Here is a 16,619-nt window from a genome sequence, read left to right as displayed (position 1 = left end):
TAATGAGGGGTGGCGGTCCCCGCCCGGACTGCCACCCCTTCACCCTTATCGACGTTCGAAGCTGCTCGAGGGTTGCCTCAGCCCAGAACTGTCCACATGTCGGACAAAGACAGGAACCAGACGGCGTTCAGGGCCAGCACGCCGACCGTGGCGACCACGGCGAACGCCCATCCGAGGCCCGCCCGGAGCGCCAGGACCGGCAGCGCCAGCGCGGCCGCGACACCCCCGAGCTGTACGGCGAACAGCGGGCCGCCGCTCTCCACGGCGCAGCTCACCGCCGTCGGCGGACACAGCGGGGCACCGAACTGCCGCATCAGGGCGTACGCGACGCCCGCCACCACACCGACGAACACCGTCTGCAGGCTGACCCTGCCGATCGTCCGCGCTTCCATAGCGTCACGGTAAGGACCGGACGGGGGCAGCGCCTGAGCAGAACTACTCAGCCCGACACTACTCAGCCTGACCAGCGGCCGGTGAAGAAGCCGGCCGCCCAGACAGCGGCCAGGGGTATCGCGACCGCCAGATAGAGGCGGCCGAGCCAGGGTCTCCGCATCGCCACCACCGCGAGGCCGATCCACAGCGGCCACATCAGCAGCGTCGCGCGGGTGAGCGAGTAGATCCAGAACGACGTACAGAACGCGCCGATCGTGGCCGCGACCCAGGCCGCCTCACCCCAGGACCGGCGCCAGAACAGCCAGGCCAGCAGCACCAGCCCGACGAACAGCGCGACCAGCTCGGCCCGGAACATCCAGGTCCAGTCACTGCGGTCCGCCGGGAAGTGGCCCTTGCTCGCGGCCTCGAACGTGTGCATCAGCGAGATCCACGGCCAGGTGAACTCCCGCGCCCAGCCCTTCTCCTGCGCGTCCTGCCAGGCGAACCAGGAGCCGTGGATCTGCTTGAGGTACGCCATGAAACCGAGCAGCGGTACGGCGGGCAGCGCCAACCAGGGCAGCGAGAGCCAGTCCCGCTTCTTCGACGTCACGAACTCCACGAGCAGCGCGAAGACCAGGAAGATCCCGGACACCCGCACCGTGCAGGCCAGCGCGACGAACACCGCGGCCCGCGCCCAGCGCCCCTGCCGCGCGGCCAGCCAGCCGGGGAACGCGAGCGCGCAGAACAGCGCCTCGGTGTACCCGGCGGCGAGGAACACCCCGACCGGGGCGCCGTACCAGATCATCGCGGCGTTCGGCCCGATGCCCTTCAGCTCCGGGAACTCGTACTGCGCCAGTCGCGCGAGGTAGACGCCCGCGACCGCGCTGGCGACCGCCGACACCACGATGCCCGCGGCGACGTAGCCGATGCCCGTGTAGCTGACGATCCGGACCAGCAACGGGAAGCCCGGGAAGAACGCGGCCAGCGGCGCACCGGACGGCTCACCGTTCGCGTACCCGAACTCGGCGACCGCCTTCAGATGCCAGACGTCCCACTGCAGCCAGGCGCGCCAGACGTTCGGGTAGTCACTCCCGCGGTTGAACAGCAGCGGCGCGGAGACCGACAGCACGAACAACGCCACCCGGGTGATCAGCCACCACCCGAGCACCTCCCGCGCCAACGGCGACGGCCGCCACCGCCGCCACCAACTCCCGTCCACCCGGGCCCGCCGCGCCCGCCCCGGCCGCGGCTCATCGGCAGCCGCGCGCTCAAACACGCCGCCACCCCACACCCCAGTCCGCCCGAGTCACGCCCCTATCGTCCCCCATGCCAGTAGCAGCCGGCGCACGGCTGCTACTCGGCGCTCGTCGGAGCTACTGGCCCCGGCCGGGTGACTTGGGTGTCTCGGTCGGCTGGCTCGTCTGCGGCGGCCCACCGGTCGGCAACGTGATGACCGGGGTCGTCGTGGTCCGCGTCGGCTTGGTCTTGGTCGGCGTACTCGTCGGGGTGTTCGGAGGCGGCGTACTGGCCGGCGTGCTCGGCGGCGTGTTCGGCGGCGGGGTGTTGGTCGGCGTGTTCGGCGGCGCCGTGGTCGTCGGGGTGTACTTCGGCGTCGGGCTGCCCTTGGCGATGTCGTCCTCGTTCGGCTCCACGAACTCGGACTTCGGCACGCCGTCCAGAGCCTTCGACATGAACGCCAGCCAGGTCTGCAGCGGCCACGAGCCACCGAAGAACGCCGGCTCGTCGCTGTAGTTGTCCAGGTCGCTCTCACCGGTCTTGCCCGCGCGGTACACGACCGACGTGGACAACTCCGGCGTGTAGCCGGTCCACCACGAGGTCAGGGTCGCGGAGCCTTCCTTGCAGCCGTCGCAGGCCTTGTTCTCCGCGCGGTCCTCGACGGCGACACCACCGGCAGTCCCGGTCTTGCCGGCCACCTGGCGGTCGAGCTCCTTGGCGCCGTTGCCGGTGCCCTTCGTGACGACGTCCTGCAGCACGTAGTTGACCATCCGGGCGGTCTCGACCGGAATGGCCTGCTTGACCTGCTTCTTGAGGTCCCGCTCCGCCGAGAACAGCACCTTGCCGTCCGGCCCGCGGACCTCCTTGATGGTGTGCAGCGGCGCGTACTTGCCCTCGGCCGCGAACGTCGCGTAGGCCTGGGCCATGTCGACGGCGGACGCGTACGGGTCCGGTCCGAGCACCGTCGACGGCTGGTTCCGGCCGTTCTCGAGGGCCTTCGTCTTCGGGATGCCGACCGCCTCGGCGACGTTGACGAGCTTGTCCGGCCCGTCCTCCATCTGGTTGTCGACCAGGTCGTAGAACGCGGTGTTGATCGACTGCTCGGTGGCCTTGAGCAACGTGACGTCGCCGTAGTCCCGGTTGAACTCGTTGTTCAGCTTCTGGCCCTGGACCTCGATCGGGCTGTCACCCTGGAACTTGTCCCAGATCGATCGTCCGTCCTGGAGCGCGGCGGCCAGCGCGAACGGCTTGAACGACGACCCCGGACGGGCCTTCGTGGTCGCCCAGTTCAGCTGACTCTTCAGGTAGTCCGGTCCGCCGTACACCGCCACCAGCTCACCGGTGCCCGGCTTCACCGCCGCCATCCCGACGTGCAGGTTGTCGCGCTTCTCGGGCAGCTCGTTCTGCGCCGCCTCGATCATCTTCGCCTGCTGCTCGTAGTTGAACGTAGTGACGACCTTCAGACCGCCGCCACTGATCTCGTCCTCGTCGAATCCGCGCGCACGCAGTTCCTTGCGGGCCATGTCGAGGAGGAAACCGTACGGGCCCTTGAAGCGGTCGCTCTTCTTCTGCTGCTTGCTGAGATCGGGCAACGACTTGGCGTACCGCGCCTCCTGGGCCTCGGTGATCGTGCCGTTCTGCCGCATGCCGTCCAGGACGTACTTGTAGCGCTCCACGATGCGCTTCTTCGTCCGCGGGTCCGGGTCGTTGACGTCGAACAGGGTCGGGTTGTTCAAGACCGTTGCCAGCAGGGCCGCCTGCGGCACGGACAGCTGCCGTGGGTCCGACACGCCGAAGTAGGCCTGGCCCGCGGCCGAGATCCCGTAGGCGCCCTCACCGAAATAGATGGTGTTGAGGTAGCCCTCGAGAGTCTTGGTCTTGTCCTCCTGCCGGCCCAGCTTGGTCGCGATGAACAACTCCTGGAACTTCCGCGAGACCGTCCGCTCCTGCGTCAGGTACATGACCTTGACGTACTGCTGGGTGATCGTCGAACCACCTTGCAACTGCTCGCCGCGGGCGATGTTCCACGCGGCGCGGACCATGCCGGACGGCGAGATCCCGGGGTTCGTCCAGTACGACCGGTCCTCCGCGGCGATCACCGCGTCCTGGACGTGCTTCGGGATCTGGCTCATCGGCACCGAGTGCCGGTTCTGGTCGAAGAAGCTGCCCATCGCCCGGGACCCGTTGTCCCAGGTCACGACGGTGGTGTTGGTCTTGAACTCCGCGTTCGGGTCCGGGATCTCGGTGCTCTGGTAGATGATGAAGAACGCCGCGACCCCGCCGATGATGCCGAGGAAGAAGAGAGCGGCGAGCCAGCCGAGAACCCGGAGCGCCCAGTGCTTCCTGCGCCGGGGCGGCGGGGCGGCCTTTCTACGAGCTTCACTCACTGTGCAATCCTCGACGATCTCGCTGGAGTCATTGCCCCACAGACTACGGTGGGTGTGGTAACAGGCCCGAATCCGCTCCGGATGCTAGCAAGCCCTTCCGTCCGGGCTCAAAGCCGGTGCAAGCGGTTACCCCGTGACGTGCGGTGCGAGCAATGTCACGGCGAGCAGCGCGGCCGGGAAACAGGCCAGGAACATCGTGAACGTGTAGCCCATGATGTCGCGCGCCTTGAGGCCGAGGATGGCCAGTGTCGGCAGCATCCAGAACGGCTGCAGCAGGTTCGCGCTGGCCTCGCCGAGGTCGTAGACGACGACCATCCAGCCCGCGTCGACCTTGAGCTCGTTGGCCGCCTGCAGCACGTACGGCGCCTCGATCACCCACTTGCTGCCGCCGCTCGGGACGAAGATGCCGAGGATGCACGAGTAGATCGCGACCAGCGGCGGGAACAGGAACTGATTGCTCGCCTGCACCAGCCAGCCGGCCAGCCGCGCGGAGATCCCGGTGTAGGCGATCATCCCGAAGATGCCGCCGTACAAGGGGAACTGGAGCAGTACGCCGGCCGCCGCGGGCGCGCCGTCGCGCACCGCGCGCGCCATCCGCCACGGCCGCCAGTGGAGCAGCAGCGCGAGCAGGAACAGCACGAGGTTGACCGTGTTGAGGTCGAGCGCGTTGAAGAAGTTCTTCCCGCTGAAGTAGCGGACCAGGTAGATCACACCGAGCACCACGATCAGCAGGCTGAACAGCGGTGAATGCTCGAGCCAGTCACCGGGCCTGCGCGCCTCCTGACGTTGACCGTTGTACGGCGACCCGCGCCCGATGAGCGGTTTGAGCTCGATGCCGATCTGGTCCGCGGTCCGCGCGCTGTGCTCGCCCGGTGCGATGAACCAGGCCATCGCGACGCCGACGCAGTACACGATCAACGTCGCCACGATCGCCTGCCAGGTGAAGATCGTGTCGCTGAGCGGGATCAGCCCGCTGGCGTGACCGCCGGCCTTGATCACCTCCTGCACCGGCGCCGGGCTGCTGCTCGCGCTCGCCACCTGCAACGCCGCCGACCCCGAAAGCCCTTGTGCCCAGACCGTTCCGAGCCCGAGGAACGCCATCGCGCCGAGCGCCCGGTAGTCCGCCTTCGGCACGTTGCGCGCCACTTCGCGGGCCAGGATCGCGGCGAAGATCAGGCTGAACGCCCAGTTCAGGTACGACGCCAGCATCGCGACCGCGGCCACGAAGGCGACGGCGCTCCGCGGGTTCTTCGGGACCCGGGCGAGCCGGGTGATCAGGCGCGCGACCGGGCCGCTGGTCGCGACGGCGTACCCGCCGATGATGATCATCGCCATCTGCAGGGTGAACGTGATCAGCGACCAGAACCCGATGCCCCAGGCATCGACCATCCCGAAGCCCTTGGTCGCCGCCGGGTCGTCGGGACGCTTCAGCAGCGGCTCACCGGTGACGAGGCCGAACAGCAACACCACGAACGTGCCGACGAGCACGAACCCGAAGGCGTCCGGCAGCCACTTCTCGGTGAACGCGGTGAACCGCAGCGCCAGGCGGGCGAGCACCCCCTCGGCCTCGACGTCCGGCCGGGCGTGCTTCGCATGGCTCTCGGTCATTACCGTCCGCTCCCGGGCTACGACTCTGGGTGTCATTCGATTAACGCAGAACGGCGGCTGACGTAACAGGTTCCTGGGCGCGGCGACCCGTCTGAGCTGACAAAGGGCGGGTTTGTCAAGAGTTGTCCACAGCCACGGGCTCTGCTTACAGTGGCGGCACGATGTATCGAACCGATACATCAGGTCATGACAAACTAGACCGAGGGAGGTGGCTCATGGGAAACCGCAGTGGGGTCCTGGAGCTCGCCGTACTCGGTCTGCTGCACGAAGCGCCGATGCACGGTTACGAGCTCCGCAAGCGCGTCAACGCCCAGTTCGGCTGGGGACGTGTGCTGTCGTTCGGTTCGCTCTACCCGTGCCTGAAGGCGATGCTCCGCAACGGGCTGATCACGGCCGACCCCGGGACACCGGAGTCGGGCCGGCGGCCCAAGATCGTGTACACGATCACGGCCGACGGCAAGGACCACTTCGCGCACGCGATGCACGAAGCCGGTCCGTCGGCCTGGGAGGACGACACGTTCGGCGTCCGCTTCTCGTTCTTCGGCCGGACCGATCCGGCCACCCGGTTGCGCATCCTCGAGGGCCGCAAGGCCCGGATGGAGGAGCGGCTGGCCAACTTCCGGGCGGCGATGAGCCGGACGGCGGAGCGGGTCGACGCCTACACCCTCGAGCTGCAACGGCACGGCCTGGAGTCGGCCGAGCGCGAGGTCCGCTGGCTGAACGAGCTGATCGACGGCGAGCGGCGGCAACAGCGGCCCCCTGACCAGCACCATCCGCCAACCCAAGGAGATTCCAGATGACCTCGATCCGCGTGGCGATCGTCGGCGTCGGCAACTGCGCAAGCTCGCTCGTCCAGGGCGTGCACTACTACCGCGACGCCAAGCCCGAGGAGCGCGTCCCCGGTCTGATGCACGTCGTGTTCGGCGACTACCACGTCCGGGACGTGGAGTTCGTGGCGGCCTTCGACGTCGACGGCAAGAAGGTCGGCCTGGACCTCGCCGACGCGATCGGCGCCAGCGAGAACAACACCATCAAGATCTGCGACGTCCCGCCGACCGGCGTGACCGTGCAGCGCGGTCACACCCTCGACGGCCTCGGCAAGTACTACCGGGAGACCATCAGCGAGTCCGACGCGGCGCCGGTCGACGTCGTCGCGGCGCTGCGCGAGGCGGCCGTCGACGTCCTGGTCTGCTACCTGCCGGTGGGTTCGGAGCAGGCGGCGAAGTTCTACGCGCAGTGCGCGATCGACGCGGGGGTCGCGTTCGTGAACGCGCTGCCGGTGTTCATCGCGGGCACCAAGGAGTGGGCGGACAAGTTCACCGCGGCCGGCGTACCGATCGTCGGCGACGACATCAAGTCGCAGATCGGCGCGACCATCACGCACCGGGTGCTGACCAAGCTGTTCGAGGACCGCGGCGTGACCGTGGACCGCACGTACCAGCTGAACGTCGGCGGCAACATGGACTTCAAGAACATGCTCGAGCGCGAGCGCCTGGAGTCCAAGAAGATCAGCAAGACCCAGTCGGTCACCTCGCAGCTGCGCGAGGGGATCGAGGACCGCAACGTGCACATCGGGCCGTCCGACTACGTGGCCTGGCTGGACGACCGCAAGTGGGCGTTCATCCGCCTCGAGGGCCGCAACTTCGGCGACGTCCCGCTGTCCCTGGAGTACAAGCTCGAGGTCTGGGACTCCCCGAACTCGGCCGGCATCATCATCGACGCCATCCGCGCCGCCAAGATCGCCAAGGACCGCGGCATCGGCGGCCCGATCCTGTCCGCGTCGTCGTACTTCATGAAGTCCCCGCCCGAGCAGTACGCCGACGACATCTGCCGCGACCTCGTCGAAAAATTCATCCGCGGCGAGGTCGAGCGCTGATCGATAAGTTGTAGGCATGCGGCTCCACGTGGGATGTGCCCAATGGACACATCCCGCGTGGGCGCAGCCTGCGCGGGAGAAGTTGCGGGCGTATGCGTCGTGGTGCAACGCGGTCGAGAGCAACACGACGTTCTACGGCACGCCGTCGCGGGCGGCGGTTGCGAACTGGGCGGCGCAGACGCCGCCGGACTTCCGGTTCGTGGTGAAGTTGCCGCAGGTGATCACGCACGAGCGTCGGCTCACGAACATCGACGCCGAACTGCGAGCGTTCCTGAGTGCGATCGAGCCGCTCGGGCCGCGCAACCACGCGGTCTGGATCCAGTTGCCGGCCGCGTTCTCCCCCACTGACCTGGGTACTCTCGCCGCATTCCTCCACGCGGCGCCGCGTGAACACCGGTACGCCGTCGAGGTCCGGCATCCCGCCTTCTTCGACGACCCCCGCGCGGCTTCGAACCTCGAACGGGTGCTGGCGCGGTCGACCGCGGAGTGGATCCCCTTCGACACCGGGACGTTGTTCGCGTCCCGCCCGACCAGCCTCGCCGAGCGCGACGCGTGGATGAAGAAGCCGCGGGTCGCACGCCGGACCCGCGCGCTCACCGGTCACCCGATCGTCCGCTACATCGGCCGGGATTCGGTGGCCGAGACCGTCGACGGCTGGGCGTACCTCGTCGACCTCGTCGTCACCTGGCTGTCCGAAGGCCGCTCCCCGACGATCTTCCTGCACACCCCGGACAACGTCGACGCCCTCGACCTCGCCCGCCGCTTCCATGCGACCGTCGCCTCGGCCGTCCCGACCCTGCCTTTGCTCCCGGAGCCCGTCGAAGCCGAGCCGCCGACTCTCTTCTAGTTATCCACAGGTTCCGAAGTCCTCCGTGAAACGGCGCCCGATCTCCGTATGTTCTCCGCCGACTTCACGACTCGGGAGGACAACTCATGGAGCACTCGACCGGTACGACGCCCCGCTCGACCCACGCCGAGCGCCAGGCACGCGCCGCCTGGCTCATCACCGAGCTCGGCCGCCTCGCGGCCCAGGCCGACGACCCGCAGGACCAAGCCCGGTACCGCCGGACAGCTGACTCCCTGCTCCGGCTCGCGACTGCTCAGCGCTCGTGACCACCGCAGTACTGACGCCGACCTCGTTCGAGGAGCTGCTCGCCGTCAGCGGCGAGACCGCCCGCGACCTGGCCGGCGCCGACCAGACCGCGTGGAACGGTCACATCGTCGAATCCACCAGCGCCATGCTCGGCCTGGCGCATTGGGACGGGACGCTGTACCTCGACCGCGAAGCCATCGTCGACCCACTCCGCGACCTGTACGAGCACGCGGGCGAACGACGTCCGACCCGGACGCTCGTCGGCTACCGCGAATCCCTGGCCACCCTGCTCCACGAGCATGCGCATTTCCTGGGCCCCGACGACGCAACGCAGGAGGCGGCGCGCGAAGCCTTCGTCCTCCCCGGGAGTCGGCAACTCGAGGAGGGCGTCACCGAGGCCTGGGCCCAGGACCACCTCGACGACTACATCCACCGCCTGGGCATCGACAAAGTTGCCCCCGGCATCAATTCGGTGAGCTTCAGCGGCTACTACCCCGCGTTCGTCCCCGCCGTCCGCCGCCTGGCCGCCGACCTGGAGGCCCGCAACTCCCTCCCACCCGGCCAAGTCCTACAAGACCTCAACCGCCTGACCGCCGCCGGCCAACTCCCGTACCTGGTCGACCTCGCCACCAACCTCCATCACCTGGAGCCCTTCGAGGCCGACACCCGCCTCCGCCTGGAGTCAATCCTCCGCTCCGGCCTCGCCCACCTCGACACCTACGAACTAGCCCCACCCGGCCAAGCCGCCCGCCACTCCCTAGCCACCGCGAACCAAATCCTCGCCCACCTCCACCACGAAACCCACACCCCCGACCCCATCCACCCAGTCCCACCCAAATCACGAACCCGCACGCCGGCCGCCAAACCCACCCCCACGCGCCCACCCACACCCGCACTCACATCCGCACCGGCCCTCGCACTCACTCCCGCCCCCGCACTCACACCCGCCCTCGCACTCACACTCACACCGGCCCCGGCACCCGCACCAGCACCCACAGCGACAGCCGCAGCCAGCCAGGCACCCACACCCACGCCCGCATCCACAGCCGCACTCGAGCAGGCACGCGCACCCCACCAGACGGCCCTGTCGGGCATCGCACCCCCAGCCCCCGGATACGCCGCGGCCAACCATGCATCCTCGACCCGTCCCACACGCCCCCACCCCACCTACACCCGCTCCCCTCAGCCCCGCACCCCGTCGAACGCCGTCCCCGCCAGGAGCCGCCAGTAGCCAAGCTTCAACTCAAGCCCACGCACACACATCCACACCGGCCACATCCGCACCGGCCGCGCCGACCCCACACACGCTGCATCGCCCCGCCAGCACGACAGCCATACACGCCAACACACACGCCTTCCACCACCACCGCGACCGACCCCAGGGGCAGTCACACCCGCTCGTGGCGTAGGTCCCCCGCCGACCCGATAATGAGAACGGTGTCATCGCCCAACGCAAGTCGTACAAGCTCCCGACGATCCCGAAGCAGCGTCGCCGAGAAGACTGACCAGTCGTCGCTGAGCAGAGGGTGATCACCAGGCAGCACCGGCGAAGTCGCGTCCTTCCAACGGGTTTCGGCGAGCATCTCCCAGAGAAGATCGGCAGTCCGATGCCGTTCCTCCTGGACTGCTCGCCACCGGTGGCTCGGGGCGTTGGCCCACCGCCAGTTCAGCCGGACACCGCCGTACCTGAGCCAGTTCTGCTACAGAGCAAGATCACGGCAGCTGTCGTAAACCCGCGTCAACTCAGCCAGCGAACCCGGACCGCTCGAAACCCGCCCGGACAAGCTCGCCCGTTCCGTCACCAGCGGATACAACCCGAGAGCGAGGTGATACAAGAGCTCCGCAACCGAGTCCCCGCCGAGGAATCCAAGCCGACGGCGTCGTTGGAGCCTGCGCCGGTTCGCAGGTACCTGACACCAGTCACGGATGCGCAACCCGTGCTCGATGCGCGCATCCAACTCCGCCGCCCGCCCTCGCCGCCAACGCTCGACGACGCGCGGCTCGCTGAGCAGTTGTGTGGTGAGCTGCTGGAGTTCGCGGTCCACCCGGACCACCCAGGCGAAGACGTCTCCACAATTCAGGCACTCGTAGTGCGGCTTGGTCGCCAACGTCGCGGAGGTGGCGGAGCTGTGACTGTCGGCCAGAAGAGCACGGCAAGCGCGACAGTGCAGCAGGCCTACCCCGGTCGACGTGAGCCTCGGCAAAGGCTCCTTCGGGAGTGTCGACAGGCCCCGCCGCGCCTCGATCAGGGCGTCGGAAACCTCGTCGACAGTCAGCTGCGTTCCCATCACATCTCTCACGCTACGAGCGCCTCATCGGCAGAATCCCCCTTGGCATACTCCTGACACAGCGCCCGTACGGCGGGCTGCGAACGCGATGCCACCCACAACAAACATCAATTCGCGACACCAGATAATGAGGCATGGACTACGCGGCGTACGACGCTGAGGAGCAGCGGCTGGTCGAGGCCGTGATGGCCAAGGAGATCTCCGAGGAGAAGTTGGCGAGCGAGGTCGAGCGGCTCCAGAGCCTGATCCCGACGGTCGAACCGTCGGCGGATCGGGAACGAGCCGAGCGGAGTCTCGCCTCACTGGAATCGGTGCTGAACTACAAGGTCCCTCCGATGTCGGACGAGATGGCGGCGGCGATCCGGGTCCAGGCGCGAGCCCTCGGCTCCGCGGGCAGCCCGGCAGAACGCATCGAACTCCTGCAGGCCGCCATCTCCGAGATCGGCCGGATCGCCAAGACCGCGAGCGGTGTCGAGGCGACCCGGATCCGCCAACTCGGCGAGCCGCTCGCGATGGACATCGAAGGGCTCCGCTTCAACAACCCCGAGCTCCGGGAAACCCCGGGCAACCCCGAGTAGCAAGGATCCAGACCTCGGTGGTCACGAGCTTCGCCGAACTGATGGAGGTCCAGGCCGACATCGCGGTGGCGACCCTGGGTGCGCACCATTCGGCGTGGAACAAGCGCTACGAAGTACTCCCGCGCGACGACGGCCGAGTCTCCAGGGTGACGTGGGACGGCACGATCCAGTACACCCCAGAGGACGTCGTCGATCCCCTGCAGGAGATGTTCGACCGCGCCTATCTGCAGCACGACGCCGAGACACTGGCCAGGTTCCGCGAAGCCGTCCGCACCGTGCTGCACGAGAACATCCACCTGCTGTCCGGACCGGGTACGTCGTTGGCGTTTCCACTCGACGACTTCGAGGGCCGAGCCCACAAGATCTTCGAGGAGGCAGTCACCGAACGAGCGACACAGAACGAGATCGGCAACTACATCGACAGGCTCGGTCTCGAGCAGATCGCCCCCGGCATCAGCCGTGCGCCGGCTTCGCACGTCTATGCGGCGTACGTCCGTGCTGTCGATGTCTTCAGTGAGACGGTCGGCGCGGACGTCGGCCTGGACTCCGCCGAGGTCATCCGCCGGATGGCGGTGGTGAACAGCGCGGAGAAGTACCGGGTCGCGGCGGAACTGCTGTACACAAAGCATCTGAGGCACCTGGTTCCGGAGACGGCGAAGGCAGACGCGATCAACCGCATCGCCACGGCCATGCATGCACCGTTCGCCGCGATCCACGGCTACAACGGGGGCGATCCGTCCGACGTTCGGTTGGCAGGTCTGGCGGGCCGCAGCGCCTACCAGAAAGCAGACGAGCAGATCCGGTCGATCGCCGAACACTGGTCCGAAAACCAGGACCTGCGCCAAGCACTCGACGCCGGCCTGGGCGCAACCACCCCACTCCACAAGCCACACCAAACAAAAACCACAGACGACCCGCGCGCCGAGGCCGGAGACTCACCCCAGACCCCAACCTGGAACGCCAAACGCCCCGAGACCAGACAGCCACCGCCCGGCAGATCACCCCACGACTGACAACACCAAGTGTGGCGGTGGATGTAGGTGCCGGCGTGGGTCGGGGTGCTGTGGCCGGTGCCGTGGCCGGTGCCGTGGCCCGTGCTGTGGCCCGTGCCGTGGCGCGTGCCGTGGCCCGTGCCGTGACGGGTGCTGCGGGCGGCGGGAGCTGCGGGCGGTGGGTGATGGTGTGGGTCGGGGTGGTGGTGGGTGCTGCGGTGGGTGCTGCGGGTGGTGGGCGTGGGTGGTGGGCGTGGGTGCTGGTGGGCGTGGGCGGTGGGCGTGGGTGCGGGTGGTGGGTGCTGTGGTGGGCATGGTGGGGTGTGGGGTGGTGGGTTGGGTTGATGAGAGTGGAGGTTGGTTGTGGAGTTTGTTGGTGAGGGTGCGGGGATTGCGGCGGGGTTGGTGGAGTTGCGGCGGGTGTTGCATCGGGAGCCTGAGGTGGGGTTGGTGCTGCCTCGGACTCAAGGGGTTGTGATGGATGCGTTGGCGGGGTTGCCGCTTGAGATCAGCACCGGCAAGGAGGTGACTTCGGTGGTGGCCGTGCTGAGGGGTGCGGCGCCGGGGCCTACGGTGTTGCTGCGCGGGGATATGGACGCGCTGCCGGTGGTTGAGGAAACCGGGCTCGAGTATGCGGCTACGAATGGGAACATGCATGCCTGCGGCCACGATCTCCACACCGCGGGGCTTGTCGGGGCCGCGCAGTTGCTGAGTGCGCATCGGGACGAGCTGCACGGGAACGTGATCTTCATGTTCCAGCCCGGCGAGGAAGGGCTCGGCGGTGCCGGGTACATGCTTCGCGAAGGTCTGCTGGACGCCGCCGGTGAGCGGCCGATCGCGGCGTACGCGCTGCATGTCTGGGCGCAGGCGGCGAAGGGGACGTTCCAGCTGCGGCAGGGCACGATCATGGCGAGCTCGAACCAGCTGCACATCACCGTTCACGGCAAGGGCGGGCACGGGTCGATGCCCGCGACAACGGTCGACCCGGTGCCGGTGGTCGCGGAGATCGTGCTCGCGTTGCAGGCGTATACGACGCGGCGAGTCGACGTGTTCGATCCGGTGGTGATCACCGTGACGCAACTCGCGGCCGGCGTCGCGATCAACGTCATCCCGAACACCGCCCGCCTCGGCGCGACGGTACGGACCCTGTCGGACGCGATGCTGGAGCAGTTGACGCGTGAGCTGCCGGCGCTGGCGGCGCGGATCGCGGCGGCTCACGGATGTACCGTCGACGCGCGGCTGGATCCGCAGTACCCGGTGACGGTGAACGATGCGGGGCGTACGGCGGAAGCGGGCGAGGTGCTCACCGGGTTGTTCGGCGCGGAGCGGGTGCAGCCGCTGGCGAACCCGCTGATGGGCGCCGAGGACTTCTCGATGGTGCTGCGCGAGGTTCCCGGCACGTTCGCGATGGTCGGCGCGCGCCCCGACGACGTACCCGCGGCGAACCCACCGTCGAACCATTCCAGCATCGTCCGCTTCGACGACGCAGTACTTCCCGACAACGCAGCCGCCCTCGCCCAACTAGCCGCACACCACCTAACTCCCGCCTGACCCCAGAGTCAGGTGGGTGTTGGCCAGGTGGGTGTTGATTCGGTTCAGGAGGTTGAAGAGTTGGGTGCGTTCTGCGGGGGTGAGGGGGGCTGTCAGGTGGGTGTTGACGGTGGCTAGGACTTCGTCCAGTTCCTCCAGGCGGTGGTGGCCGGAGGGGGTGATGGTGATGGTGTTGCGGCGTTTGTCGGCGGGGTCGGGGGTACGGCGGATCCAGCCGGCGTCGGCGAGTTCGTTGAGGACTGCGACCAGGTCGCTCTTGTAGACGCGCGCCCGGCCGGCGACGGCCGCCTGGCTTGCGGGGCCGAATTCGGCCAGGGCGGCCAGTACGACGAAGTGGTCCTTGTGGGCACCCACGGCGCGGAGTGCTTCGGTGGAGACGCGCTGGGTCTGGGCGGCGGTCATGCCCAGGAGGCGGGACAACTGCGCCTTCAGACGTTGCGGCGTCTCGTCGCCGTGGTCGAAGCGCAGTTCGTCGTTCATGGGGGCAGCATACGCCGCTTGCGTTAGTCGGACTAACGGTCTATCTTCATTGGTATCGCCAACGTTAGTCAGACTAACTATTCACTCAGGAGCACCTCATGCCCGATCTGCGAGAACTCATCGACCGCGCCGAACTGGCCGACCTGGTCGCCCGCCACAGCCTGTGGATCGACGAGCAGCGGTACGACGAGAGCGACCAGCTCTTCACCGAGGACGTCGTCGTCGAGTCGCGCCGAGGTACGGCGCAGGGCATCGACGCGCTCGTCGCGCTGGTGCGCAAGGGCCACGACACCTATGCCCGCACCATCCACAACAAGTCCAACCTGGTGATCGAGGTCGACGGCGACACCGCCACCGTGCGGGCCCACGACGTGGCCGTGTTCGTGATCGACGACAAGTCGGAGGCGATCGCGGCGGCCATCCATCGGTACGGCGCACGGCGGACGGCGCAGGGCTGGCGGTTCGACCGGCTCGAGATCACCCCGGTCGCGCTGACCGCGGACCTGGAGCGGGCGCTCTAACTGGCGCCGCAGTACGGCCTGTGGCTGATCGATCCGCCAGCGGCTGGTCAGCCACACTGCTTACGGCTGCAAAAGACTCCGGGGCCGTCGGTCTCGGTGGGATCGACGGCCCCGGAGTGGCTGGTAGGTCAGCCGGCGGTGACGCGGACGGAGTACGCGCCGCGGCTGCCGTACGTCGAATAGCCGGTGTTCAGCGGATCGCCGTACCCGGTGTTGTCGACGCGGAGGTAGTAGCGGCCCGCCGTGACCTGACGGATGAGGCTCGCGCTGAGGCCGGTCGGCGTGGCGGAGTTGGTCTGCCCGGCGGCCGGGTCGGCGGTGGCGACGACGGTGCCCGCCGAGTTCAGCAGCTGGAGCTTGATGTCCAGGTTGGCGCCGCTCGGGGCCGCGGATGCCGCGAAGGTGAACGTGCCCGCGGCGAGGTCGATCCGGAACACGTCGACATCGGAGTCACTCGCGTAGACACCGTTCACGCTCGTGCCCAGCGTGAGCGCAGTGGCGCTCGAGGTCGCGTTGCCGTGGTCGTCAGCACGCAGTGCCAGCCCGTTCTGGCCGCCGACCACGAAGTCGTCCTCCTTGTTGCTGGCGTTCGCGTACTCGCCCTTGCTCCACTGGCTGATCGCCTTCGAGTACCCGACGCCCATGATCGGGGCCCACGCGCCGTGGCCGGCGTAGTACCCGACGGACGAGGTCCCGTCGTGCGAGAGGCCGATGTTGTGGCCGGCCTCGTGCGACGCGGCCTCGGCGATGTTCTTCGCGCCGGTGCCGACGCCCTTCGTGAACACCAGCGCCGGCTGGTAGTACGCGTGCCGGCTCGTGCTGTCGTACACGCCGACGTACGCGACGCCGCCGCAGCCACAACCGGACTGGTACCAAGTGGTCGGGTCGATCAGCACCCGCGTGCCGTACTGCTGGTCCGTCGAACCGGACCGGTCGATCGCGGCCGCGGCCGGCTCCTGCGTGGTCACGTCCACGTCGAACGCCGCGTAGTCCTCCGCGACCCGGGCCCAGACATCGCGTACGACGTCCTGCTCGGCGGTGCTCCAGTTGCTGGTGTTCCCGTCGGTGTCGTACGGCGTGACGTTGACGGTGGCGGGCTTGCCGTTCGCGTTCCACGCCGTACCGGTGATGGTGTGGCCGGTGAAGTCGAGGTAGATGACCCGGTTCGAGCCGGGCTTGCTGTGCAGCTCGAACGCGGGGCCGGTCGCGGCGGCGACCGCGGTCTTCGCCCAGCGCGGGGACGCGGCGGCGCCGGCCTTCTGCTCGGCGGCGGTGGCGACCGGCTCGCGGTAGAACAGCCGGCCGCCCTGGTCCAGCCAGGCGGTCTTGTCGGTGGCCAGGATCTCCCGGAGGTGATCGGTGGGCAGCTGGTTCTGCTCGGCGACCTCCGCGAGCCGGGACTGGACGCGGCCGAGCGCGGCCTTGCCCTGCAGCTCCTGGCCGCCGAGCAGCTGGCCGATCGGAGCGGGCTGGCGGGCGTCGGCCTGGTTGCCGGCCAGCGTGTTCGCGACGGCCAGGCTGCCGAAGGCGAACGCGCCGGCGGCGGCGAGAGCACCGACGCGGCGGGCGTCAGGGCGGGTTCGGGGACGGGTGGACGGGCGGGGGCGGGATGGCATGGGGCGGAACTCCTCGGGAAC

Annotated in this window: 16 protein-coding genes; 9 read left to right on the top strand and 7 right to left on the bottom strand. The window is 68.4% G+C overall.

What is annotated here, in order from left to right; translation table 11 throughout:
- Positions 1-77: 77 nt before the first annotated feature.
- From ABN611_RS12620 to ABN611_RS12605, 4 genes are all read right to left on the bottom strand, one after another.
- A complete protein-coding gene (locus ABN611_RS12620) occupies positions 78-392 on the bottom strand; it encodes a hypothetical protein (RefSeq protein ID WP_350280027.1) in 315 nt (104 codons plus the stop codon).
- Between the two features lie 62 nt (positions 393-454).
- Positions 455-1,648 (bottom strand): mannosyltransferase family protein, encoded by a 1,194-nt coding sequence (locus ABN611_RS12615; protein ID WP_350280026.1) that lies wholly within the window; start codon positions 1,646-1,648, stop codon positions 455-457.
- A gap of 97 nt (positions 1,649-1,745) precedes the next feature.
- Entirely contained in the window at positions 1,746-3,995 is a 2,250-nt protein-coding gene (locus ABN611_RS12610) for a transglycosylase domain-containing protein (protein WP_350280025.1), read from the bottom strand.
- A 126-nt stretch (positions 3,996-4,121) separates the two neighbouring features.
- Positions 4,122-5,603: a TIGR00366 family protein gene (locus ABN611_RS12605; protein ID WP_350280024.1), complete on the bottom strand. Its 1,482-nt coding sequence runs from the start codon at positions 5,601-5,603 to the stop codon at positions 4,122-4,124.
- Positions 5,604-5,818: 215 nt separating this feature from the next.
- Between ABN611_RS12605 and ABN611_RS12600 the strand changes: the two genes are divergently transcribed.
- The 5 genes from ABN611_RS12600 to ABN611_RS12580 all read left to right on the top strand — a co-directional run bounded on the left by ABN611_RS12600 (position 5,819) and on the right by ABN611_RS12580 (position 9,803).
- Positions 5,819-6,403, top strand: a complete 585-nt coding sequence (locus ABN611_RS12600; protein ID WP_350280023.1) for a PadR family transcriptional regulator — start codon at positions 5,819-5,821, stop codon at positions 6,401-6,403.
- The gene (locus ABN611_RS12595; protein WP_350280022.1) at positions 6,400-7,479 is read left to right on the top strand and encodes an inositol-3-phosphate synthase; all 1,080 of its coding nucleotides are present in this window, start codon (positions 6,400-6,402) and stop codon (positions 7,477-7,479) included. The genes ABN611_RS12600 and ABN611_RS12595 overlap by 4 nt, the downstream gene beginning before the upstream one ends.
- A gap of 16 nt (positions 7,480-7,495) precedes the next feature.
- Positions 7,496-8,326, top strand: coding sequence for a DUF72 domain-containing protein (locus ABN611_RS12590; RefSeq protein ID WP_350280021.1), 831 nt, complete (start codon positions 7,496-7,498; stop codon positions 8,324-8,326).
- Between the two features lie 86 nt (positions 8,327-8,412).
- Entirely contained in the window at positions 8,413-8,592 is a 180-nt protein-coding gene (locus ABN611_RS12585) for a hypothetical protein (protein WP_350280020.1), read from the top strand.
- Positions 8,589-9,803, top strand: coding sequence for a hypothetical protein (locus ABN611_RS12580; RefSeq protein ID WP_350280019.1), 1,215 nt, complete (start codon positions 8,589-8,591; stop codon positions 9,801-9,803). The genes ABN611_RS12585 and ABN611_RS12580 overlap by 4 nt, the downstream gene beginning before the upstream one ends.
- A gap of 469 nt (positions 9,804-10,272) precedes the next feature.
- Here ABN611_RS12580 and ABN611_RS12575 read toward each other — a convergent pair whose 3' ends face one another.
- Positions 10,273-10,860 carry a hypothetical protein gene (locus ABN611_RS12575; RefSeq protein ID WP_350280018.1) on the bottom strand — a complete coding sequence of 196 codons (588 nt, stop codon included), beginning with the start codon at positions 10,858-10,860 and terminating at the stop codon, positions 10,273-10,275.
- A gap of 134 nt (positions 10,861-10,994) precedes the next feature.
- Here ABN611_RS12575 and ABN611_RS12570 point away from each other — a divergent pair, with 134 nt between their 5' ends.
- The 3 genes from ABN611_RS12570 (at position 10,995) to ABN611_RS12560 (ending at position 13,981) form a co-directional block, all read left to right on the top strand.
- The gene (locus tag ABN611_RS12570; RefSeq protein ID WP_350280017.1) at positions 10,995-11,438 is read left to right on the top strand and encodes a hypothetical protein; all 444 of its coding nucleotides are present in this window, start codon (positions 10,995-10,997) and stop codon (positions 11,436-11,438) included.
- A gap of 17 nt (positions 11,439-11,455) precedes the next feature.
- Entirely contained in the window at positions 11,456-12,451 is a 996-nt protein-coding gene (locus ABN611_RS12565) for a hypothetical protein (RefSeq protein WP_350280016.1), read from the top strand.
- A gap of 342 nt (positions 12,452-12,793) precedes the next feature.
- Positions 12,794-13,981, top strand: a complete 1,188-nt coding sequence (locus ABN611_RS12560; protein WP_350280015.1) for a M20 family metallopeptidase — start codon at positions 12,794-12,796, stop codon at positions 13,979-13,981.
- On the opposite strand, the gene ABN611_RS12555 is transcribed toward ABN611_RS12560, so the two are convergent.
- Positions 13,967-14,461: a MarR family transcriptional regulator gene (locus ABN611_RS12555; RefSeq protein WP_350280014.1), complete on the bottom strand. Its 495-nt coding sequence runs from the start codon at positions 14,459-14,461 to the stop codon at positions 13,967-13,969. The two genes, ABN611_RS12560 and ABN611_RS12555, sit on opposite strands and share 15 nt — an antisense overlap.
- A gap of 98 nt (positions 14,462-14,559) precedes the next feature.
- On the opposite strand from ABN611_RS12555, the gene ABN611_RS12550 reads away from it, so the two are divergent.
- The gene (locus tag ABN611_RS12550; RefSeq protein ID WP_350280013.1) at positions 14,560-14,982 is read left to right on the top strand and encodes a nuclear transport factor 2 family protein; all 423 of its coding nucleotides are present in this window, start codon (positions 14,560-14,562) and stop codon (positions 14,980-14,982) included.
- 128 nt (positions 14,983-15,110) lie between these two features.
- On the opposite strand, the gene ABN611_RS12545 is transcribed toward ABN611_RS12550, so the two are convergent.
- Complete coding sequence (locus ABN611_RS12545) at positions 15,111-16,598, bottom strand: pre-peptidase C-terminal domain-containing protein (protein ID WP_350280012.1); 1,488 nt, start codon at positions 16,596-16,598, stop codon at positions 15,111-15,113.
- Positions 16,599-16,619: the final 21 nt, after the last annotated feature.

Source organism: Kribbella sp. HUAS MG21 (assembly GCF_040254265.1).
Taxonomy (GTDB): Bacteria; Actinomycetota; Actinomycetes; order Propionibacteriales; family Kribbellaceae; genus Kribbella.
Note: the sequence above shows the minus strand (reverse complement) of the source record. Positions and strands in the feature narration are given on the sequence as shown.